Source organism: Cobetia sp. 1CM21F, assembly GCF_023161745.1.
Lineage (GTDB): Bacteria > Pseudomonadota > Gammaproteobacteria > Pseudomonadales > Halomonadaceae > Cobetia > Cobetia amphilecti.
The window spans coordinates 322819-341855 of the sequence record NZ_JALNTQ010000002.1 but is presented as its reverse complement, the minus strand read 5'-3'; the positions used below and the strand labels follow the sequence as shown (position 1 = coordinate 341855).

Genomic DNA, 19037 nt, shown 5'->3' with positions numbered 1-19037 from the left:
CGGCATCCACCGCGTGGCGTTACTGGCTGTCGGCCAGTGCGGCGGTGTAGCTCGGGTCGAAGCGCAGCATCACGTTGCCTTCATTGCCGATGACGCCGGCGGGGGTCTCGATACCGATGAAGCCGGCATCCGGGGCGCCTTCGCCCAACAGGCCCTGCGCGAAGCTGAAGTCGGCGATGTGCTGCATGGTGTCCTTGAGACTCGGCGCATTGAAGGCGGCCACGGCCTCGGCGGGGGTGTAGTACATGTGGGTCGCGGCCAGCTGGGACTGATAGCCGGCGAGGTCGGTGCCGGCGGCATCGGCCATCTGGGAGAGGGCGTCTTCGTCACCGGCCTTCATCTTCTCCATCACCTCATACCAGGCACCGACCAGCGCGTGGCCGAAGTCCGGGTTGTCCTTCAGCGTCTGGGTGTTGACGACCATCAGGTCGAGAATCTCGCCGGGAATGTCGCTGGAATTGAAGACTTCGGTGTAGCCGGGCATCTCCTTGAGGGTGGCCAGCTGCGGGTTCCAGGTCACCACTGCCTGGGTGTCGGTGTTGCTGGCCAGCGCCACGATGTCGGCATCGCCGGTATTGGTGGTGGTGAGATCGCGCTCGCTCATGCCGACGCTGTCCAGCGCGCGTGCCAGCAGGTAGTGGGAGACACTGAATTGCACCAGATTGACCTCGCGGTCCTTCAGGGACTCGATGGAATCGCCATCGCGGACCATCACGCCGTCGTTGCCATCGGAGTAGTCGCCCAGAATCAGCGCGGTGGAATCGACGCTGCTGGCGGCGGGGAGGGTGAGGGCGTCCATGTTGGTCATGGCGCAGCCATCGACATTGCCGGAGGTGTACTGATTGATGGACTCGACGTAATCGTTGACCTGCACCACATCGATATTGATGTCGTACTTCCTGGCCCACTTGTCGACGATGCCCTGGGTGTCCGCGTATTCCCAAGGCATCCAGCCGGCATACACCGACCAGCACACGCTGAAGGAATCCTGCGCCATGGCCTGCGGGCTCAGCGATGCGCCAAGCAGCAGGGCGCCGGCCAGCGCAGCACGTCTGGAAGCGTTTCTGGAAATGGCAGATGAAGCAGATGAGACAGCAGCGGATGACACCTGGGCGCTGGCATCCGAGGGGGAAGTCGCGGACTGGGAAAGGCGAGTGAGCTGGGGCATTGTCGTTATCTCCGGCGGAAAAAGTGAGAGGCGCCGACCTTTACAGGCTTTGCGTCTCCCGGGCTTTTGTCCCGCCGTGTAACCCCCAGCTTGGAGGTCGAGTGCTCTCGGACCAGTCGTGACGGCTATCAGCCAGTCACCGGAACCCTAGCGCTCCATTGGTGTAGATTTTCGATTGTTGTATGCCTATCGGTGCCTCGATGAATGTCTAGCAGGAAGTGTGCCGGAGAGATTTTTTCCATATAAAACAATTGCATATAAGATTTCGCGCAACACGGATATGCATATCGAAATCGTACGCTGCACCAATTTGATGAATTTCTCCGTCTCTTGCACCTTGGTGAAGTCAGTCGAGAGTGAGTGCTATCCAGTGGCCAGTGAGAGAAATCCAGAGATATTTTTAATACACAGTTGGTTGTTTTCAAAATATGGTAAATATAATATTTGATTACCTTGGATAATTGATGACTAAATCGTGGATAAAAATAAACTCAAAAGCTTGGTAGGCGACTTATATAATATTGTTAATGAGCTGGAAGAAATGTTCCCCGGGCGACATTTCACTCCGGATGGCCATATGGTAGGGAGTCTAGGAGAGTGTCTAGTTGCCAATGCATATGATCTAGAGCTTTTGACTGCTTCCAACAAAGGGTATGACGCTATCGCCAAATGCGGTACCAAGATCGAAATCAAGGCAACACAAGCGAAATCAGTTGCATTTCGCAGTGAGCCCGAGCATGCAATTGTGATTAAGATTTTACCCGATGGTAGCTTTGAAGAAATCTATAATGGCCCTGGGTCATTAGTCTGGCAGCAGTTTTCTGAAAAGAAATTACCTAGTAACGGGCAGTTTCAGATTTCTCTTGCAAAACTGAAAGTGATGAACAATTCAGTCCGTTTTGAAGAGCGTATAAGGCCGTAATATAAATGCATTATGCATATGTAAACCTTCTATGAGTAGTTGATCATGGCACTTTCACAGATGCAGATCATCCAATCCTTGGGTGAGGCAATGGCCTGGTTCGAGCGAGAACTGAACTGGGGCGTGCCGCCGACTGAGCTACGTCATCTTTGCGGACGCATTGGTGAGCTTTACGCTGCATTGATCACCAATGGTCAGATGGCGACCGAGGTGAATCAGCGCGGCTATGACGTGGTAAGCGGTGACGGTGAGCGAATCTCGGTCAAAACCACTGCGATGATGGGCGGTGGGGGCAATGTTGCTTTCAATCCCCGTTCGTTGGATGAAGTGGAGCGCATCATCATCCTGCGTATCAATACAGAAGAGATGCAGATCGAGAAGTTGCTGGATGCCACAGTGGAAGAGGCCCGGTCGCTGATGTCGCCGGAGCGCGCGGGCAAGCAGAGTATCTCGTTGTCTCGATTGGCCAAGACTACGAAGCCACGCAGCGAGCTGAAAGCCGTGCGTGAAGTCATGTTCGCGTCTTGTCTTGTTCGTGAGCTTGAGAACGGCAGCATCGAAGTCGAGCGTGATGATGGTCAGGGGATGCAGTCAGTGAGCCCTGTTCAGCCAGTGCTGCGTGAATTGGCAAAACAGTTGAATCTGCCGCTGGTGAATGGCAACGGCAATCCGCACAACACTCGTCAGCTGGGTAGCCTGGTCATCAGGGAGATTGCTCAGGAATCTACTGGATGATTCAGCTTTGAATGGGATTCAAGACGCCGGCCAATGGCCGGCGTCTTCGTGTCATGAGCAGTTTATTTATCTGCTTTACCGAGCGCTCACAATGCAGTGCGCGACTTCCCCGAGGGGTTGCCCTTGCCGCGGCGCATGGTTGCGCGATCCGGCGCGTCGTTTCGTTGTGCCTCTCACCAAAGTCTTATACGTTGGTGGTGCTTTATTAGCACATACAAAAACAACGGCTTGCTCCCGATTGCCCGTGTGGCTTCACACGAGGGGGAAGGGCAGCAGCGATAGACAAAGGACACACGATGACAGACGTAGTCGAGAAGGATCTGCAGGAGTCTTCTGTGGTTCAGGCGGTTGAGAAGGGCTCTCCATCATCGCGTTCGCGTCGTGGTTTCCTGGGCATGAGTGGGGCGGCAATTGCCGGGGCGGCGTTGGGTCAGTTCCTGCCGGGGATTCCCAGTGCCTTGGCCAAGGAGACGGCACCTGCGGCGGCGGTGCTCAAGCCTTCCGCCAAGTCTCCGGTGCGGCTCAACTACAACGAGAATGCGCTGGGTATGGCACCGTCTGCACAGCGTGCCGCAGCGGCATCCATCCCGCATTCCAATCGGTATCCCTTCGCCCTTCTGGGCAAATTGCAGTCCCTGGTGGCGACTCATCACAAGGTGCCGAGCGAGAGCATTCTGTTCACGCCGGGCTCCTCCGATGCGATCCGTGCCAGTGTGCTGGCCCATGCGACTCCCGATACCCAGCTGGTGATTCCCGAGCTGACTTATGGCGATGGCGCCCTGTATGCCGGCTTCTATGACCTCGCCATTCGCAAGGTGCCGTCCTCGCGCGAGGACTGGTCATTCAAGATTTCCGACATGAAGCAGGCCGTGGCCGACCACTCCGGCCCCTCCATCGTCTATCTGGTGAACCCCAACAACCCGACCTCGACCATCATTTCCAGTGATGAACTGGAGGCCTGGGTCAACGACAGCCGCGACGATACGCTGTTCATCATCGATGAAGCCTATGCCGAATTCGTCAATGACCCTGCCTTCCGCTCCGCCGATCATCTGATTGCTGGTGGCGCCAAGAACATCCTGCTGCTGAAGACCTTCTCCAAGATTCACGCCATGGCTGGCCTGCGTGTCGGCTACGCCGTCGGCGATGTCGATCGTCTCGAGCATGTCTCCCACTATGTCGAAGACGATGCCATGACGCTGTCATATCCTGGCGTGATGGCGGCGACGGCCTCCATGCAGTCACCGGAGTTTCTGGTCCACAGCAAGCAGAGCAACGATGAAGCGCGCGCCATCTTCACGGCGACGCTCGACGAGCTGGGCTGGGAGTATCTGCCGGGGCAGACCAACTTCGTCTTCCACCGTATCTCCAGGCCGCTGAAGGAATTCCAGACCGCGATGAAGGAACGCCACGTGCTGATCGGGCGTGCCTTCCCGCCGGCGGATGGCTGGTGTCGCATGTCACTCGGCACGCCGGAGGAGATGCACTATGTCGCTGCCGTGCTGCGCGAAATGAAGGCCAAGGGCATCGTCTAGTCGTGACGGACTCCCATGTAGGAAGACGCAAACGCCCGCCATTTGGCGGGCGTTTGCGTTTCAAGGCGGGGTTATCAGATCAGCTATTGCGCGTCAGGCGGGTGGCCAGCCACCAGCCCAGTAGCATCGTCACCAGAAAGCCCGCCAATGGCAGACTCATGGCGCTGCTGGAGACGATGGCAGGCCCGGGGCAGTAGCCGCTCAGCCCCCAGCCGATACCGAACAGCGCCGCGCCGAGCAGCAGGCGGCCATCGATATCGCGGCGCGTGGGCAGTTGGAAGCGCTCGCCCAGCAGGGGAGTGCCACGCCGCCAGACGAGTCGATAGCCGAGGAAGGTGGTGATGACGGCACCGCCCAGCACGAAGATCAGCGTGGGGTCCCAGTCTCCGGCCACGTCGAGAAAGCCGACCACACGTGCGGGGTCGGTCATGCCGCTGAGTGTCAGCCCGAGGCTGAAGACCAGCCCGGTGAGAAAGCCGATGACCGTTTTCATGGTGACTCCCCCAGCAGATGTTGGCTCACGAACACCGTCAGCATGGCCACAGTCACGAACACCACCGTAGCCACCAGCGAGCGGGGGGAGAGACGCGCGATACCGCAGACACCATGACCACTGGTACAGCCGCCGCCGATGCCTGTTCCGATACCTACCAGCAGACCGGCGAACATCATGCTCAGCACCCCGCTGGCGGGATTGCCGATCAGCGCATCCGTGCTTGCGGCCACATTGCCCCAGTCAAGATTGAGCAGCAAAAGCAGCAGCGGGCCGCTGATCAACCCGAGCACGAAGGCGAGACGCCAGCGGCGGACCTGGCCTGATTCCAGCAGCGCACCGCGCGTGATGCCACTGATACCGGCGATACGTCCCAGCAAGGCCATCAGCATCACTGCCGAGAGACCGATCAGGACGCCACCGGCGAGTCCTTTCATGCTGCTTATCATGTCCATGTCGTTCATCCTCGTGTCGCGGTCATCCTGCGGTGCGTCGATGATATGCTCGTGGCTGGCGAGCGCCAACCGGTTGTCTGGCCGCTTGGCTGTACGACAAGGACGCCGACCTTTCGATGGAGGGCACAGCAGGAGCACCATGAACGAACTGACCCAACGCCTGCGCACCTTTCTCAAGGTGGCGGAGCATCAGAGCTTCAACGTGGCGGCGCGGGAGCTGGATATCGCCAGTTCCACGGCGACGCGTCACGTCAATCATCTGGAGCGCCAGCTGGGCGAGCCGCTGCTGGTGCGCACCACGCGCCATGTACGGCTGTCGCCGGCCGGCGAGCGCGCCCTGATCCGCTTTCGCGCCATTCTGGCCGAGGTGGACCAGCTGGAGGATGAGCTGGAGACGCTGAGTGAGCGGGTCGCGGGGCCGCTGCGCATCTCGGTGCCGTGGCGCTATTCGCGCCTCTATCTGGCGCCGCTGGTGAGCGAGTTCATGCAGTGCTATCCCGAGGTGGCGCTGGATATCGTCAGCAGCGACCAGCGGGTGGACCTGGTCGAGGACCACTTCGACGTGGCCCTGCGCATCGGCCATCTGGAAGATTCGAGCCTGATCGCGCGCCATATCAGTGATCAGCGCTTCGTGCTGGCTGCCGCGCCGTCCTACCTCGCCGCCCAGCCGTCTATCCATCAGCCACAGGACCTGGAGCAGCACCGTCTGCTGACCTTCAGCTATACCACCGCCAATCATCACTGGCGGCTGGTGCAAGGCGATCGGGAGCATCGCATCTCGGTGCGCGCCCGCGCGCTGCGCACCAACAACGCCGACATTCTCACCCAGGCAGCTCTGGGGGGCGCCGGCGTGGTGGTGCAGCCGCTCTGGGCGATTAGGGAAGAGCTGGCAAGTGGCCGCCTGCTGCCGGTGCTGGAGGACTTTCAAGTCACTTCATCGGATTTCGACACCGGTATCCACGTCGTCTTCGCGCGCGAGAATCAGCACAACCCGCGCGTACGTGCCTGGGTCGACTTCCTGCTCGCCCGCCGCGAGCGGCTGTCCTGCTGACAAGCCCTGTGAACGACACGCAGGAAAACACGAAGGGCCCGGTCTCGAGAGATCGGGCCCTTCGTGTTTTCAGGCTGCGCGCTGGCTACTTACCAAGCAGCATCTACCAAGCGGTGCCTGGCCACTGCTCATCAGGCAGCCATCAATAGAGGATATCGCTGCGGATGATGTACTTGGCACCGTCGCGGATCGGCTCGCTGGCATGCACGCAGTGCTGCGGGTGCGAGCCATGCGGGAAGCACAGTACGCCACCCTTGGGCGTGGAGACCGATACCTTCTGGATATCATCCTGCGACTGGGCCGGCTTGCCGGGGTCGCGACGGCTGACCAGAAACTCGGTGCGCCCGCCGGTATAACCATCGCTGAGGAAGATGAGGAAGGTGTACTGGCTCATCAGGCCCGGATAGGCGTCCTGGACGATCTCGCCATTGATGACGCGACTGCCCGGCCAGGCACCATCGGTGTGCGGCTTGAAGAAGTCGCCGGCCTCGTAGCGATAGACGCGAAAGCGCGCATTGATGCCCTTGGCGCCTTCGCCCTGGATCTGCTCGGTCACCAGCGGCGCCGAACGCTGCCAGATGACCTGATCGACCGCTTCACTGACGACCCAGTTGACGTTGTGGTTGTGGCGTACCGAACGCGGCAGGGAGACGGGCGCATCTTCCTCGAAGCCCATTTCCTCCAGGGCGGCGACGAAGTTGTCGGCCTCGGCGGGTGTCAGCACATTGAGCAGCTGGAAGGCACCCGGGACACCCTCGACTTCCTGACGGACCACCTCTGGCGCCGCGTCGGCCTCGAAGAGATCAGACACGTCGCCGTTGTCGGTCCAGATGGGCAGGGGCGTGGGAGAGAAGCCGCGTTCGTGGCGGACGACATGGAAAGACAAGCTCATGGCAAAGCTCCTGAATGACGAAGAATGTGAGACGAGAATCTGGTGGCCGCCAAGCGGTGGCCGCCAGGCCTGCAAGGAGGGAGGCCTGGGCGACGGTCATCTGGTGGCGAGTGCCGATAAGGTCGGGCGAGGGGCGGGCGAGGGGCAGCAACCCGGATGGGCCAGGTGTCTGCCATCTCGACCGCGGCGCTCAGCCGCCACCAACCAGTCATTTTCAACCAGCCGCCACCGACCAGCCGTTATCAACCAGCGGCCGTGACACCTCAGTCGGGATAGCGGACCAATACCCGCGTCTCGAGACTGGTGCGTGTCGGCGCATCGTCGGGCGTATCGAGCAGCTCGGCCGCGGTATGCGCGACCGGCGGCTTGCCGGCGCTGTCGAAGGCATTGAAGACGATGGCTTCGTCGGGGCGCATCTGTGAGGCGAAGTACCAGCGGTGAGCCGGATTGTGCACGAGGCCCTGGATCTGGCCGCAGCGGTCCGGATAGAGGATGTCGATGTTGACCCAGTCCTCGTGTTGCACGCTCTGGGTATCGGCGAAGGCCAGCGGGTCACGTGCGACGGCCTGCTCGACCGGCTGCCAGACATTGACGATGCCGTAGTGGCCGCTCAGCCACTGCTCCGCCTGCTCGGGCGGGAGCAGATCGCGCACGCGCTGCGGTCCAGAGCGCGGCGAGTAGTCGACATGCACATGCTGCGCCGGCACGCGCTCACCCTCGAAGCCGCGCAGGGTGTGGTCGAACACCTGCACCTCACTGACGCCGAGCTGCTGCTTGAGCAATGCCTCGATGGCCGGTGTGTGCAGGCGATCGCGCACCTTGGCATCGCGCACATCGACGGCAAGTTCGGGCGTGTCGAGAAACAGCAGCCCCTGGCAGGCGAAGCTGGGCGGTGTGGCGCGCAGGTCCTGCAGCCTGACACCGCGGCGGTCATGCTCCGGCTCGATACGGCGACCGGTCTCGCCGTTCGGGTCCACCTTGATCTGCAGGCCTTCCGGGCGGTCGAGCTGATAATTGACGAACGCCATGCGGGTAGGGACGGGCGCTGACATGAACGAGACCTCCTTCACGATGGGTTGTCAGAGGATGCCGCAGGACAGGCACTCAGGCGGGTGCCTGCGGTGCCGAGTCCAGGAGGCTGGTTCACGAGGCTAGTGCACTGGCGCGGGCAGAAAAAGGCGCCTGTCGGCAATTGGTTATTGCACATATGGCAATAATCAAGCGCCGACCGACGCTCAATGCCCGCCGGACAGGTGCAGACCAGCGATGGACAGCACGATGACGCCGATGCAGGCCATGCGGCGAAACGAGAAGTGCTCGCGCCAGAACAGCACGCCGATGATGGCGCTGACCACGGTCCCGATGCCGGAGAACACGGCATAGGCGATGCCCAGACTGATGGTGTCCATGGCCAGATACAGCAGGCTCAAGGAGGAGCTGAAGCCCAGCGCGACCAGCAACACGCCCATGCGGCGGTGCTGATTGGCGTACTGGTTGAAACCGGTGACGCCGACGACTTCACAGCAGCCGGCGGCGATCAGATAGACCCAATCCATGACGTCACTCCTGGTCATTCACTGAGGGTGGTCTGCGGTGTGGCACTCGCGCGAGGCTGCTTGTCGGCAGGCGCGCTGGGGGCCGTCTTGAGCACGATGATGCCGATCAGCATCAGCACCACGAAGCCCAGCGTGGACCACTGGAATTCGAGATCGAAGAACAGCAGGTCAGCCACCACCGTCCCCACCGTGCCCAGGCCGACGAAGATGGCGTAGGTGGTGCTGGCGGGCAGTGTCTTGGCGATCTGGGTGACCAGACTCAGGCTGATGATGACCAGCAGCACCGTCAGTGCCCATTCCAGCGGACTGTCGGCGACTTTCAGGCCCGTGGCCCAGCCGATTTCGCACAGGGTCGAGATCAGGAAGTAGAGCGTGATGCGCATGGTGATCGGGTGTCCTTGTGGGGTGTCCTTGTGGGGTGTCGAGAAATACGGCGTTTCATTACCTGTGAGAGACCTGCGTTTCATCAATATCCAACAACCAATACCAGTCTATATGAGTTTTTGTTGATGTTTTGATGCAGGAAAAGGCGGAGGGAGCCCCTCCGCCTGTTGTCCCTCCACCTGCTGCCTGGCAAGTCGTTGGCGCAGCCTTGTTTGGCCAGAGCTCCTTTGAACAAGAGCCCCTTTGAACACGAGCCCTGGTGACCAGGAGCGTCAGGAGGCCAGCGGCGTGGTCGTCGCCTGAATGTCTGATTCCGCATCGGATGGTGTCGCGGCCTCGGCCGGCTGGGCCAGATAGGCTTCCAGCGAGTCATCCATCGCCTCCAGCCACGGCGTGTGATGCCTGGGCGCCAGAGTGCCGGTCATCAAGGAGCGATAGCCGTGATCGCGGAAGGTCATGATGTTCTCGTGCTTGTGATGCTCCCATTCTAGGAAGGTACGATTCACGCCATCGATATCGAAGCTCGGGTAGTCGGTCTCCTCGATCAGCGATTTCACGTAATCGCCCTGGAAGAGAATCATGTCCTCATCACTTTCCAGCGTTTCCTCGCGGGCCCGCCACGCCAGACTGTCTGCACGCATCGCGTCCAATGACGGCAGGGGCAGGGTGCCGAGAATCGCATCACGCACTCACCAGGCCTGGGCATCGAACATGTTGAAGGTGTACCACTGGTCCTGCATGCCGAGATAGAACAGGCGCGGATTCTCTTCCCACGCCACCCCCTTGTAGAGCCCCCGCGGCCACATGCGGTTCTGGGTCTTGAGGCGCAGCGACTCCTCGAGGAACGGGAAGTGGTGCAGATAGCCGGTGCACAGGATGATGGCATCGACGCGCTTGTGGCTGCCGTCACTGAAATAGGCGGTATCGCGATCGACCTTCACCAGCAGTGGCTTCTCTTCCCAGTTGTCCGGCCATTTGAAGCCCATCGGGGCGGTGCGATAGCTGGTGGTGATGCTGCGCGCACCATACTTGTAGCACTGCGAGCCGATGTCCTCGGCGGAATAGCTGCTGCCGAGCAACAGCAGGTCCTTGCCCTTGAATTCCAGTGCATCACGGAAGTCATGGGCATGCAGAATGCGGCCATTGAAGCTCGAGAAACCGGGGAATTCCGGCACATTAGGCGTCGAGAAATGCCCGGAGGCCACGATGACGTGATCGAATCTTTCGCTGGTCACCAGATCGAGCGCCTGGTCATGCACGCTGACCGTGAATTGCTGGCTGGCATCATCGAAGGTGACCTGGCGCACCGGGCAACCGAAGCGGATGTACTTGCGCACGCCGGCCTTCTCGACGCGACCCTTGATGTAGTCGAACAGCACCGCGCGCGGCGGATAGGAGGCGATAGGGCGCCCGAAATGTTCTTCAAAGGAGTAGTCGGCGAATTCGAGACATTCCTTGGGGCCATTCGACCACAGGTAGCGATACATGCTGCCGTGGACCGGCTCGCCGTGGGCATCCAGTCCGGTACGCCAGCTGTAATTCCACAGACCGCCCCAGTCATCCTGCTTTTCGTAACAGACAATCTCGGGAATCTCGATGCCCTTGTCGGCGGCGGATTGAAAGGCACGCAATTGAGCCAGGCCACTGGGTCCTGCACCGATGATCGCGATACGTTGGGTCATGGATACCTTCCTGTTCTTGTTGTGTCTTCATGCGTTATCCGAGGCTTCAGGACGTGGTGACGTCGTGAAACACTGACAACGAAACAGGCTAGCGAGATGTGCTCCGGCTGCACATTGCTCGGAAAGGGTAGCCATAAAGGGGTACATCAGTTCATGTCTCAGTTCATGTCTCATTTCATGCGTCAGTCGATGGCGGTACGCCTGGAATATCCGAGGTGTCGACGGCGAAGATGATGCCCTCCACCGCCAAGGGCGTGCCATCCTGTGAATAGATGCCATGGCCCTTTTCCTGCACCCGGATGACCTCGCCTTTGCGATGGCGAATGCGGTAGGCAAGGGTGAAGGGAGTGCGGGCCTCAAGGGCTGCCTGCACCTGATCCCACACGCGGTCGGCATCTTCGGGATGGATCATCTCGCCGTAGGTGAGGGAGGGATGGTCGAGCAGTTGCTGGGGGCTGAGGCCGGTGATGGCCAGGCAGCCGTCACTGATGTATTCCATCGACCAGTGGCGGTTGTTGCGCGCGCGATAGACCATCGCGGGCAGCCCCTTGATCAGCCGTGTCAGGCTGCGCAGGTTGGCGGCGTCGATCTGCTCCTGCTGCACGCGCTCGCTGATGTCATGCAGGGTGAGTGTGGCGGGCCAGGGCGAGGCCAGCGAGAGCGACTGGCTGCGCACTTCACACCAGCGATAGTGGTGGTCCGCCCCCATGATGCGCAATCGCCAGCAGTCAGGGCGTTCGCGGCGCGAAACGTGGCGGGCGAGCATGTCCCAGCGCGATTGATCCGCGGGGTGCAGGGCATCGCGCAGGCGCTGCGCTGCCGTGCCGTGCCCGTCCGCTCGAGTGGCGGGTGGCATGTCTTCCCGTGGGTCGCGCGATTCGTGTCCGCTCAGGGACTGCCAGCCGCGCGAGGCATACAGCAGCGTACTGTCGGCATTCACCACCAGCACGGCATCACTCAGCCCATCGAGAATCGCCTGTGCGCTGAAGGTCGAGGCAGTCGAGGCAGTCGAGGCGGGCGAGGCAATCGAGGCGGAGGCGAACTGTTCGAGAAAGCGTATCATCGCAGGCTCTCCTTTTTGGCCCGGGTCGTATCCTGTTCGGCGCCTGTCGCGTCCTCGGCGAGCGCTCGGCTGGCATCGCTCGCGGGCGTCAGCGGGTGAGCGTAGACCCAGGCGGCCAGCTCCAGTCGCGAATGCAGGTTCAGCTTGCGCAGCAGATTCTTGACGTAGACCTTCACCGTGCTGTCACTGATGCCCAGCTCGCGGGCAATCAGCTTGTTGCTGAGGCCGCGCCCGATCCATTTGAGGGTATCGCGTTCACGCTCGGTCAGGCCTTCGTACCATTCAGGTGCCGTGGGCCAGTCAGGTGTCGTGGGTCGGTCGAGAGCGGCGGCCCCGTCGAGCGTGGGGCCAGCAGGGGGATTCGCCACAGCTGGCAGCGCCTCAGTCTGCTCCTGCTCCTGTTTATGCTGCTGTTTATGTGTCTGTGCTTGCGAGTGTTGTTCGCGCTGGCGGTGGTCCTGCTGCAGACGCCGGGCGAGCAGCAGCAAGGTCTCTTCCTCCAGCCCCAGCTTGCCGTCGATCACGGCCTGCAGGCGCTCGAGAATGCGTTCGGGGTCGGTGTCCTTCATCAGGTAGCCATCCGCCCCTTGCTGGATGGCATCCAACAGGTGGCGGCTGTCATCGGAGGCGGTCAGCAGCACTACCTTGAGAGTGGCATCACGCTGCTTGAGATGGCGCATCAGGGTCAGGCCATCGAGCTGCGGCATCTGCCAGTCGACGATCACCAGCTCCGGGGCCAGGGTGGGCAGGGCGTCGAGCAGATCGGTGCCGTCATCGAAGTCGGCCACGACCTCGAACAGGCCACCTTCACTCAAAAGCTCAGCCAGCCCACGCCGAAACAGCGGATGGTCGTCGACGAGCACGACTCGTGTCGGGGGTGTCGAGGGTGTCTGGTGTGTCGAGGGCATCTGGCGAGTCACGGTCATGTGTCGTGGCGCTCCCAGCTCAGTGTCACGCGGGTACCGCCATGGCGGGGTTGGGTGATGGCGAAGTCGGCCCCGAGCTGGCGTGCGCGATCCTGCATGATGCCCAGCCCGAAATGGGCGGGGGCGACGTCGGCGGGGTCAAAGCCGCAGCCGTTGTCCTCGATGGTCAGCAACACCCGCTCCGCTGGCTGAGGCCCTGAAGATTGATGAGGCCCTGAAGACTGATATAGCAATTGCAGGCGCAGGTGGGGGGCTCGAGCATGGCGCACGCTGTTGGTCATCGCTTCGCGCACGATGAACATCACCTGCAGGGCCTGGGCATCGGGGAGGTGCAGCGACTGGATGCGGTTGTCGAGCTCGAACACCATGCTTGAGCGTGTCTCGAATTCCTCGATCAAGTTGTCGGGTAAGCGGATTAAATGGTTGATCTTACCTTTGCATGAGAGTGAGACAGACCGGCATCTCATCGGATTATCTGGTTGATGCTTCACCTACTGCTGGTGCATGTTTCCTTCGCTAATTCCAGCAAGAACCCCACACGCCTCAACTTCCCGGTCATCGTTGCAACTCGCTCTCAGTGAAACGAGTTGTTTCTCAAGCGCTTGCAGAGCGGTTATCTGCGACCGCACATGAGAGATGTGATCATCGAGCAAGGTGTTGACGGCGGTACAAGGCTGATGAGGGTCGTCCTGATAGCTCTGTAGTTCGTGAATCTCAGCCAGTGACAGGCCCAGGATTCTGCAGCGACGGATGAAGGCCAGCCCCTCACCATGCTTCTCGGTATAGACACGGTAACCGTTGTCCTGCCGATCAGGCGGCGGCAACAAGCCCTGCTGTTCATAGAAGCGGATCGTCTGTGTTTCGACCCCTACCAACTGCGCCAACTGACCAATGCGCATCAGCCTCCTCCCCAACGGATTCTTTACTCTATTGACCTTATAGTAGCTTTATAGTTTTAAATGGTACCACAACATTGTTCAAGTGGAGTCGTATCATGAGCAAATCCTGTGGTGGCGCCTGTGGCGGTGATGCAACGTCCGCAGCGGATACCGATATACAGGCCTCCTCCGAGGCGCCAGGGAGATGGGTCAGTGTTTATGCCGTGCCGAAGATGGACTGTCCATCAGAAGAACGAATGATTCGCCTAGCCCTGAACGGCTTTGAGGAGATTCGGGCGCTGTCCTTCGACTTGTCGAACCGCCGGCTGAAGGTCGTGCATGACGGCGAGGTCGAGCCCGTCACCTCGAAACTGAAGACCTTGGGGCTAGGCGCCTCGCTTCAGGAAACCGTCGCTGCAAATCCGGAGACCATCAAGGCCGCCGAGTTTTCGGCAGCTTCTGCTAAGCAAGAATCCGGGACCCTGCGCTGGTTGCTCGGCATCAATGCACTTCTGTTCGTGGTGGAAATGACTGCCGGTCTGATCGCCCGGTCCACCGGCCTGATTGGAGAATCCCTGGACAATTTTGCCGATGCGGCGGTGTACGGGCTTGCCCTTTATGCGGTTGGACATAGCGTGAAAATGCAGGTACGTGCCGCGCATCTTGCTGGTGTACTGCAACTGATCTTGGCTGTGGGCGTGCTCGTAGAGGTGGTGAGACGCTTTGTATTCGGTAGTGAGCCTGAATCGCTGGTGATGATGGCTATCGCATTCGTCGCATTGATTGCCAATACCAGTTGTCTGCTGCTCATATCCAAACATCGGGAAGGCGGGGCGCACATGAAGGCAAGCTGGATATTCTCGGCCAACGACGTGGTGATCAACCTGGGGGTCATCACCGCCGGCGCCCTGGTCGCGTGGACCGGTTCCAATTATCCGGATCTGATTATCGGCACCATCGCGGGGGGCATTGTACTTAACGGTGCCAGACGCATTTTGGCGTTGAAGGGTTAAATAATGCTCATTATTGGCAAAAAGCTCTCGCCGTATGCCCTATTGTCCATATCGGGCCTGCTGGCAGCGTCTGATCAGGCTGTAAAGTGGCTGGTGCAGCAATCAATGGCCTATGGCGAGTATGTTTCGGTGACCCCGTTCTTTAACTGGGTGCACCTATGGAACACCGGTGCCGCATTCAGTCTTTTTGCGAATGGTGGAGGCTGGCAGCGCTACTTTTTTATCGGAATCGCGGTAGTGGTCTCGATTTTTCTGATCAAGCTGATCCTTGAAAATCGTCATAAAGGAGAAGCCATCGCTTACAGTCTTATCCTCGGTGGCGCCATGGGCAACCTGATTGACCGGGTCTTTCGCGGCTATGTTGTGGATTCCTTTGATTTCTATTGGCGAGACTGGCATTGGCCGGCCTTCAACCTGGCTGATATTGCAATTGTCCTCGGTGCCTTACTTTTCGTTTCCAGCAGCTTGTTGGGTAAAAAAGCAAACACCAATGCCGAGTCGGATGGATCTGACTGACACCTACGCCTATACAACACCATGACCGAACTTCCCGACAACATCCTTCACCTGCCGCAATACCAAGTACTGGGCTGCAAATCAACCGACGACAAAATGCACTTCCAGGTGGACGTGCCCGATCCCATCGCCTGCGAGGAATGCGGCGTGCAGGGTGAGTTCGTACGGTTCGGCAAGCGTGACGTTCCCTATCGTGATCTGCCCATCCACGGCAAGCGGGTCACTCTCTGGGTGGTCCGCCGCCGATACACCTGCCGGGCCTGCAAGACAACATTCAGGCCCCAGCTACCGGAGATGGTGGACGGATTCCGTATGACACTGCGGCTGCATGAGTACGTGGATAAGGAATCCTTCAACCACCCCTACACCTTTGTGGCGGCACAGACCGGCCTGGACGAGAAGACGGTGCGCGACATCTTCAACGCCCGCGCCGAGTTCCTGGGGCGCTGGCACCGCTTCGAGACGCCCCGCATCCTGGGCATTGACGAGCTATACCTGAACAAGCGCTACCGCTGCATTCTGACCAACATTGAGGAGCGAACCCTGCTCGACCTGCTGGCCACCCGCCGCCAGGACGTGGTGACCAACTACCTGATGAAGCTGAAAGACCGGCAGAAGGTCGAGATCGTCAGCATGGACATGTGGACCCCCTACCGGGCAGCGGTCAAGGCTGTGCTGCCCCAGGCCCGTATCGTGGTCGATAAGTTCCATGTGGTGCGCATGGCCAACGATGCCCTAGAGAGAGTGCGCAAGGGCCTCAGAAAGGAGCTGAAACCGTCCCAGAGCCGGACTCTCAAGGGAGACCGGAAAATCCTGCTGAAACGCGCTCACGAAGTCTCAGACCGGGAGCGCCTCATCATGGAGACCTGGACAGGCGCGTTCCCGCAACTGCTGGCCGCCTACGAGCACAAGGAGCGCTTCTACGGCATCTGGGACGCCACCACACGGCTCCAGGCAGAAGCCGCCCTGGACGAGTGGATAGCCACCATCCCGAAGGGCCAAAAGGAAGTCTGGAGCGATCTGGTCAGGGCAGTGGGAAACTGGCGCGAAGAGACCATGACCTACTTCGAGACGGACATGCCCGTCACCAACGCTTACACGGAGTCCATCAACCGACTGGCCAAGGACAAGAACCGTGAAGGGCGCGGTTACTCCTTCGAGGTGATGCGGGCACGAATGCTCTACACCACGAAGCACAAGAAGAAGGCACCGACTGCGAAGGTCTCTCCTTTCTACAAGAAAACCATCGGTTACGGACTGCCGGACTTCGCAGAGGAACTCAACTACGGAGTCGATCTATCAACCATCTGAGGGTGGTATCAGATTGATGGGGTGAAGGTGCCCCATCAACCATTAAATCCGTATATCCATGATTTCGTCGGGAGGGCGGCGCTGCAACGCGAGACACCGGAATCACGCCACCGCGTGATGGGGCTGAAGATGCACAGCAGCGAGCTGGTCAGCCATGGCGACCTCGTCTACCACGGCCGCTATCCGGTGGGCGTGGTCACCAGTGCCACCCAGTCGCCGCTGCTCGATCGCTCCATCGCGATGTGCCGCCTGGCACCGGACTTCGCAAGCCCGGGAACCCAGCTTGAGATCGGCCAGCTGGATGGCCATCAGAAGCGCCTCGCCGCCGAGGTGGTGACATTGCCCTTCCATGACCCGGAGCGCCTCAAGGTACGTAGCTGATCTCACTGCAAGGCGGGGGGCATGAGAGATGAGTCGCGAGCAATGACTTGCGCATATGCAGCGCCCTGCAAGTCATCTCACGGTGCATGCCGTGGCCGGCATGCCTCAATAACGCCCATCCTCCTCGCAGGGAAGGCTTCATGGGCTTCATATCTGAAGAGGAGTCCTCGGTTTCAAGAATGATGCAGTAAAAACAACGAATTGCTGAGGGTGGCCAATCAGGGTCATCTGGCATGTCGCTTGCTTTATCCAGCAGGTCCCCTTGAAAAACAACAACAACCCCCGGACGGGCAGTGCCGCTTGCACAGTGAAGCGCGCTGATCCACAGGCTCCGGTAAAGGAGAAAAGACGATGGATGAAAAGACGTTGCAAAGCATATTGGATATGCATCAGGCGATGAACATCGAGGTGTTCTATTGGTGGTGTACCGCCATCATGTTCCTGATCCACGCAGGCTTCCTGGCCTATGAGATCGGTGCCTCACGTTCCAAGAATGCCTTGGCATCCGGCATGAAGAACGTGCTGACGCTGGCCTCGATCATCCCCGCCTTCTACTTCGTGGGCTGGTGGATCTACAACGCCTTCCCCAACGGGCTGATCCCCATCGAGGCGTCCGCCGCTCTGCCGTGGAGCGCGAGCATGCGTCCGGACGCCGATGACATGGGCACCGGCATCTTCTTCGCCGCCTTTGCCCTGTTCGGCGCGACCACCGGCTCCATCCTCTCGGGGGCGGTGATCGAACGCATCCGCCTGGGGGCCTTCCTGATTCTGGCGGTGATTCTCGGTGCCGGTGTCTGGATCATGGCGGGCGCCTGGGGCTGGCATCCGGATGGCTGGATGCTGCACAAGCTGGGCTACCACGATGTCGGCGCCGCCGGTGTGGTGCACGCCGTGGCCGGCTTCTTCGCGCTGGGCGTGCTGCTCAATCTGGGCGCGCGCATCGGCAAGTACAGTGACGATGGCAAGCCGCAGGTGATCGCGCCGCACAACATGCCGATGACGTTGATCGGCCTGATGCTGATCATCGTCGGTTTCTTCGGCTTCCTCGGTGGCTGCATCATCTTCAACACCGGTGACATCGGCTGGACCACCATCTACGGCAATCGCACCAACCTTTCTGCCTTCGCCTTCAATACCCTGATGGGCTTCGGTGGTGGCGTGATCGGTGCCTATCTGTCCTCGCGTGATCCCTTCTGGACCATGTCCGGTGCGCTGGGCGGCATCATCACCGTCGCGGCGGGACTGGATCTCTACAACCCGGGGCTGGCCTTCGTGCTGGCGGTCACCGGTGGCGCCCTGATGCCGAAGATCGGCGCACTGCTCGAGAAGCGTGGCCTGGATGACTCCGTCGGCGCCTTCGCGGTGCATGGCTTCTGCGGCTTCTACGGCGTGGTACTGGTGGGCATCTTCGCGGCCGGCTTCCCGAATGTCGGCGAAGGCGTGCCGGACGTTTCCTTCACCGGCCAGCTGACCGGCGCGGTGGTGATGGCACTGACGGGCTTCATTCCGGGCTGGGGCGTGGCCTATCTGCTCAAGAAGTTCAACCTGCTGCGCGTGCCGCCGCATGTCGAGGTACTGGGGCTGGACCTGTTCGAAGTCCCGGCCAAGGCCTATCCGGAAAGCCTGTCCTCCGAGACGAGCTCCAGCGTGCCGGCACGTTCCGGTGGGGTGGTCGCGGCGCCGATGGACAAGCGCCCGGACATCAGCTGAGCTCTGGTAGCTGAGCCCCGGCGCACATCCTGAAGGGGCCGGTCTGTCGAGATGATGTCGAGATAAGCGCTGACTGGCCCCGTTATTGCAGTACTGGTAGACCCAACCGATATCCGCTTTCGCAAGGAGTCTTGCAATGGAAACTGTCGATACTGTGGTACACGCTGGCAACTACGCCTTCTTCTTCAGCAACTCTGGTGCCGTGGCGGTGTGCCTGCTGGTTGCCGCTGGCGTCTGCATTGCGCTGAGCGCCAACATCCTGCGCCACGAGAAAGCGTCCTTCGAGAGCAAGAAGACGCCGTGACCCTCCGGGCATCAAGACCGGCATATCAAACGCCGCAGCGCTCAGCGCTGCGGCGTTTTTGA

The 19037-nt window shown here is 60.2% G+C and carries 23 protein-coding genes and 1 riboswitch; of the genes, 10 read left to right on the top strand and 13 right to left on the bottom strand.

Annotated elements, in window-relative coordinates:
- Nucleotides 1-19: 19 nt before the first annotated feature.
- Nucleotides 20-1072, bottom strand: coding sequence for a putative urea ABC transporter substrate-binding protein (locus tag MSG32_RS07135; RefSeq protein ID WP_248379660.1), 1053 nt, complete (start codon nucleotides 1070-1072; stop codon nucleotides 20-22).
- A 149-nt stretch (nucleotides 1073-1221) separates the two neighbouring features.
- Nucleotides 1222-1330, bottom strand: a riboswitch (guanidine-I (ykkC/yxkD leader).
- 313 nt (nucleotides 1331-1643) lie between these two features.
- On the opposite strand from MSG32_RS07135, the gene MSG32_RS07130 reads away from it, so the two are divergent.
- From MSG32_RS07130 to MSG32_RS07120, 3 genes are all read left to right on the top strand, one after another.
- Nucleotides 1644-2090, top strand: a complete 447-nt coding sequence (locus MSG32_RS07130) for a hypothetical protein (RefSeq protein ID WP_248378970.1) — start codon at nucleotides 1644-1646, stop codon at nucleotides 2088-2090.
- Nucleotides 2091-2135: 45 nt separating this feature from the next.
- Nucleotides 2136-2825: a hypothetical protein gene (locus MSG32_RS07125; protein WP_213114922.1), complete on the top strand. Its 690-nt coding sequence runs from the start codon at nucleotides 2136-2138 to the stop codon at nucleotides 2823-2825.
- Between the two features lie 296 nt (nucleotides 2826-3121).
- Nucleotides 3122-4360: a histidinol-phosphate transaminase gene (locus MSG32_RS07120; RefSeq protein ID WP_248378968.1), complete on the top strand. Its 1239-nt coding sequence runs from the start codon at nucleotides 3122-3124 to the stop codon at nucleotides 4358-4360.
- 79 nt (nucleotides 4361-4439) lie between these two features.
- Here the strand turns inward: MSG32_RS07120 and MSG32_RS07115 are convergent, their stop codons facing one another.
- Both MSG32_RS07115 and MSG32_RS07110 read right to left on the bottom strand, forming a co-directional pair.
- A complete protein-coding gene (locus MSG32_RS07115) occupies nucleotides 4440-4853 on the bottom strand; it encodes a DUF6691 family protein (RefSeq protein WP_043332231.1) in 414 nt (137 codons plus the stop codon).
- Complete coding sequence (locus MSG32_RS07110; RefSeq protein WP_348983965.1) at nucleotides 4850-5317, bottom strand: YeeE/YedE family protein; 468 nt, start codon at nucleotides 5315-5317, stop codon at nucleotides 4850-4852. Before MSG32_RS07110 ends, MSG32_RS07115 begins: the two co-directional genes overlap by 4 nt.
- Before the next feature lie 130 nt (nucleotides 5318-5447).
- Between MSG32_RS07110 and MSG32_RS07105 the strand changes: the two genes are divergently transcribed.
- Nucleotides 5448-6359 (top strand): LysR family transcriptional regulator, encoded by a 912-nt coding sequence (locus MSG32_RS07105; RefSeq protein WP_043332228.1) that lies wholly within the window; start codon nucleotides 5448-5450, stop codon nucleotides 6357-6359.
- 142 nt (nucleotides 6360-6501) lie between these two features.
- Here the strand turns inward: MSG32_RS07105 and MSG32_RS07100 are convergent, their stop codons facing one another.
- The 10 genes from MSG32_RS07100 to cadR form a co-directional block, all read right to left on the bottom strand.
- Nucleotides 6502-7251, bottom strand: a complete 750-nt coding sequence (locus MSG32_RS07100) for a 2OG-Fe(II) oxygenase (protein ID WP_225347925.1) — start codon at nucleotides 7249-7251, stop codon at nucleotides 6502-6504.
- 263 nt (nucleotides 7252-7514) lie between these two features.
- Entirely contained in the window at nucleotides 7515-8303 is a 789-nt protein-coding gene (locus MSG32_RS07095; RefSeq protein ID WP_156961859.1) for a CmcJ/NvfI family oxidoreductase, read from the bottom strand.
- 183 nt (nucleotides 8304-8486) lie between these two features.
- Nucleotides 8487-8807, bottom strand: a complete 321-nt coding sequence (locus MSG32_RS07090) for a multidrug efflux SMR transporter (protein ID WP_043332225.1) — start codon at nucleotides 8805-8807, stop codon at nucleotides 8487-8489.
- A 14-nt stretch (nucleotides 8808-8821) separates the two neighbouring features.
- Nucleotides 8822-9274 carry a multidrug efflux SMR transporter gene (locus tag MSG32_RS07085; protein ID WP_084589279.1) on the bottom strand — a complete coding sequence of 151 codons (453 nt, stop codon included), beginning with the start codon at nucleotides 9272-9274 and terminating at the stop codon, nucleotides 8822-8824.
- A gap of 189 nt (nucleotides 9275-9463) precedes the next feature.
- Nucleotides 9464-9880, bottom strand: a complete 417-nt coding sequence (locus tag MSG32_RS07080) for a hypothetical protein (RefSeq protein ID WP_248378964.1) — start codon at nucleotides 9878-9880, stop codon at nucleotides 9464-9466.
- Entirely contained in the window at nucleotides 9881-10873 is a 993-nt protein-coding gene (locus tag MSG32_RS07075) for an NAD(P)/FAD-dependent oxidoreductase (RefSeq protein ID WP_248378962.1), read from the bottom strand. It lies immediately after the preceding gene.
- Nucleotides 10874-11048: 175 nt separating this feature from the next.
- A complete protein-coding gene (locus MSG32_RS07070) occupies nucleotides 11049-11936 on the bottom strand; it encodes a PAS domain-containing protein (protein ID WP_248378960.1) in 888 nt (295 codons plus the stop codon).
- Entirely contained in the window at nucleotides 11933-12862 is a 930-nt protein-coding gene (locus MSG32_RS18090) for a response regulator transcription factor (RefSeq protein ID WP_348983964.1), read from the bottom strand. Before MSG32_RS18090 ends, MSG32_RS07070 begins: the two co-directional genes overlap by 4 nt.
- Nucleotides 12859-13260, bottom strand: coding sequence for an ATP-binding protein (locus tag MSG32_RS07055; protein WP_248378958.1), 402 nt, complete (start codon nucleotides 13258-13260; stop codon nucleotides 12859-12861). Before MSG32_RS07055 ends, MSG32_RS18090 begins: the two co-directional genes overlap by 4 nt.
- Nucleotides 13261-13353: 93 nt before the next feature.
- Entirely contained in the window at nucleotides 13354-13761 is a 408-nt protein-coding gene (cadR, locus tag MSG32_RS07050) for a Cd(II)/Pb(II)-responsive transcriptional regulator (protein ID WP_007148576.1), read from the bottom strand.
- Nucleotides 13762-13856: 95 nt separating this feature from the next.
- Here cadR and MSG32_RS07045 point away from each other — a divergent pair, with 95 nt between their 5' ends.
- From MSG32_RS07045 to MSG32_RS07020, 6 genes are all read left to right on the top strand, one after another.
- The gene (locus tag MSG32_RS07045; RefSeq protein ID WP_004364974.1) at nucleotides 13857-14753 is read left to right on the top strand and encodes a cation transporter; all 897 of its coding nucleotides are present in this window, start codon (nucleotides 13857-13859) and stop codon (nucleotides 14751-14753) included.
- Nucleotides 14754-14756: 3 nt separating this feature from the next.
- On the top strand, nucleotides 14757-15269 hold the full coding sequence (lspA, locus tag MSG32_RS07040) for a signal peptidase II (protein ID WP_003821921.1): 513 nt from the start codon (nucleotides 14757-14759) through the stop codon (nucleotides 15267-15269).
- A gap of 21 nt (nucleotides 15270-15290) precedes the next feature.
- Nucleotides 15291-16580, top strand: coding sequence for an ISL3-like element ISPpu12 family transposase (locus tag MSG32_RS07035; RefSeq protein ID WP_248378957.1), 1290 nt, complete (start codon nucleotides 15291-15293; stop codon nucleotides 16578-16580).
- Between the two features lie 27 nt (nucleotides 16581-16607).
- Entirely contained in the window at nucleotides 16608-16961 is a 354-nt protein-coding gene (locus MSG32_RS07030; RefSeq protein ID WP_248378955.1) for a glycine cleavage T C-terminal barrel domain-containing protein, read from the top strand.
- 351 nt (nucleotides 16962-17312) lie between these two features.
- Entirely contained in the window at nucleotides 17313-18671 is a 1359-nt protein-coding gene (locus MSG32_RS07025) for an ammonium transporter (RefSeq protein ID WP_107335007.1), read from the top strand.
- A gap of 136 nt (nucleotides 18672-18807) precedes the next feature.
- Nucleotides 18808-18975: a hypothetical protein gene (locus MSG32_RS07020; protein ID WP_153635554.1), complete on the top strand. Its 168-nt coding sequence runs from the start codon at nucleotides 18808-18810 to the stop codon at nucleotides 18973-18975.
- Nucleotides 18976-19037: the final 62 nt, after the last annotated feature.

Excerpts from the sequence above, each read along its gene's own strand:
- MSG32_RS07125 (WP_213114922.1), top strand. The coding sequence starts at position 2,136 with ATGGCACTTTCACAGATGCAGATCATCCAATCCTTGGGTGAGGCAATG.
- MSG32_RS07120 (WP_248378968.1), top strand. The coding sequence starts at position 3,122 with ATGACAGACGTAGTCGAGAAGGATCTGCAGGAGTCTTCTGTGGTTCAG.
- MSG32_RS07115 (WP_043332231.1), bottom strand. The coding sequence starts at position 4,853 with ATGAAAACGGTCATCGGCTTTCTCACCGGGCTGGTCTTCAGCCTCGGG.
- MSG32_RS07110 (WP_348983965.1), bottom strand. The coding sequence starts at position 5,317 with ATGAACGACATGGACATGATAAGCAGCATGAAAGGACTCGCCGGTGGC.
- MSG32_RS07105 (WP_043332228.1), top strand. The coding sequence starts at position 5,448 with ATGAACGAACTGACCCAACGCCTGCGCACCTTTCTCAAGGTGGCGGAG.
- MSG32_RS07100 (WP_225347925.1), bottom strand. The coding sequence starts at position 7,251 with ATGAGCTTGTCTTTCCATGTCGTCCGCCACGAACGCGGCTTCTCTCCC.
- MSG32_RS07095 (WP_156961859.1), bottom strand. The coding sequence starts at position 8,303 with ATGTCAGCGCCCGTCCCTACCCGCATGGCGTTCGTCAATTATCAGCTC.
- MSG32_RS07090 (WP_043332225.1), bottom strand. The coding sequence starts at position 8,807 with ATGGATTGGGTCTATCTGATCGCCGCCGGCTGCTGTGAAGTCGTCGGC.
- MSG32_RS07085 (WP_084589279.1), bottom strand. The coding sequence starts at position 9,274 with ATGAAACGCAGGTCTCTCACAGGTAATGAAACGCCGTATTTCTCGACA.
- MSG32_RS07075 (WP_248378962.1), bottom strand. The coding sequence starts at position 10,873 with ATGACCCAACGTATCGCGATCATCGGTGCAGGACCCAGTGGCCTGGCT.
- MSG32_RS07070 (WP_248378960.1), bottom strand. The coding sequence starts at position 11,936 with ATGATACGCTTTCTCGAACAGTTCGCCTCCGCCTCGATTGCCTCGCCC.
- MSG32_RS18090 (WP_348983964.1), bottom strand. The coding sequence starts at position 12,862 with ATGACCGTGACTCGCCAGATGCCCTCGACACACCAGACACCCTCGACA.
- cadR (WP_007148576.1), bottom strand. The coding sequence starts at position 13,761 with ATGCGCATTGGTCAGTTGGCGCAGTTGGTAGGGGTCGAAACACAGACG.
- MSG32_RS07045 (WP_004364974.1), top strand. The coding sequence starts at position 13,857 with ATGAGCAAATCCTGTGGTGGCGCCTGTGGCGGTGATGCAACGTCCGCA.
- lspA (WP_003821921.1), top strand. The coding sequence starts at position 14,757 with ATGCTCATTATTGGCAAAAAGCTCTCGCCGTATGCCCTATTGTCCATA.
- MSG32_RS07035 (WP_248378957.1), top strand. The coding sequence starts at position 15,291 with ATGACCGAACTTCCCGACAACATCCTTCACCTGCCGCAATACCAAGTA.
- MSG32_RS07025 (WP_107335007.1), top strand. The coding sequence starts at position 17,313 with ATGGATGAAAAGACGTTGCAAAGCATATTGGATATGCATCAGGCGATG.
- MSG32_RS07020 (WP_153635554.1), top strand. The coding sequence starts at position 18,808 with ATGGAAACTGTCGATACTGTGGTACACGCTGGCAACTACGCCTTCTTC.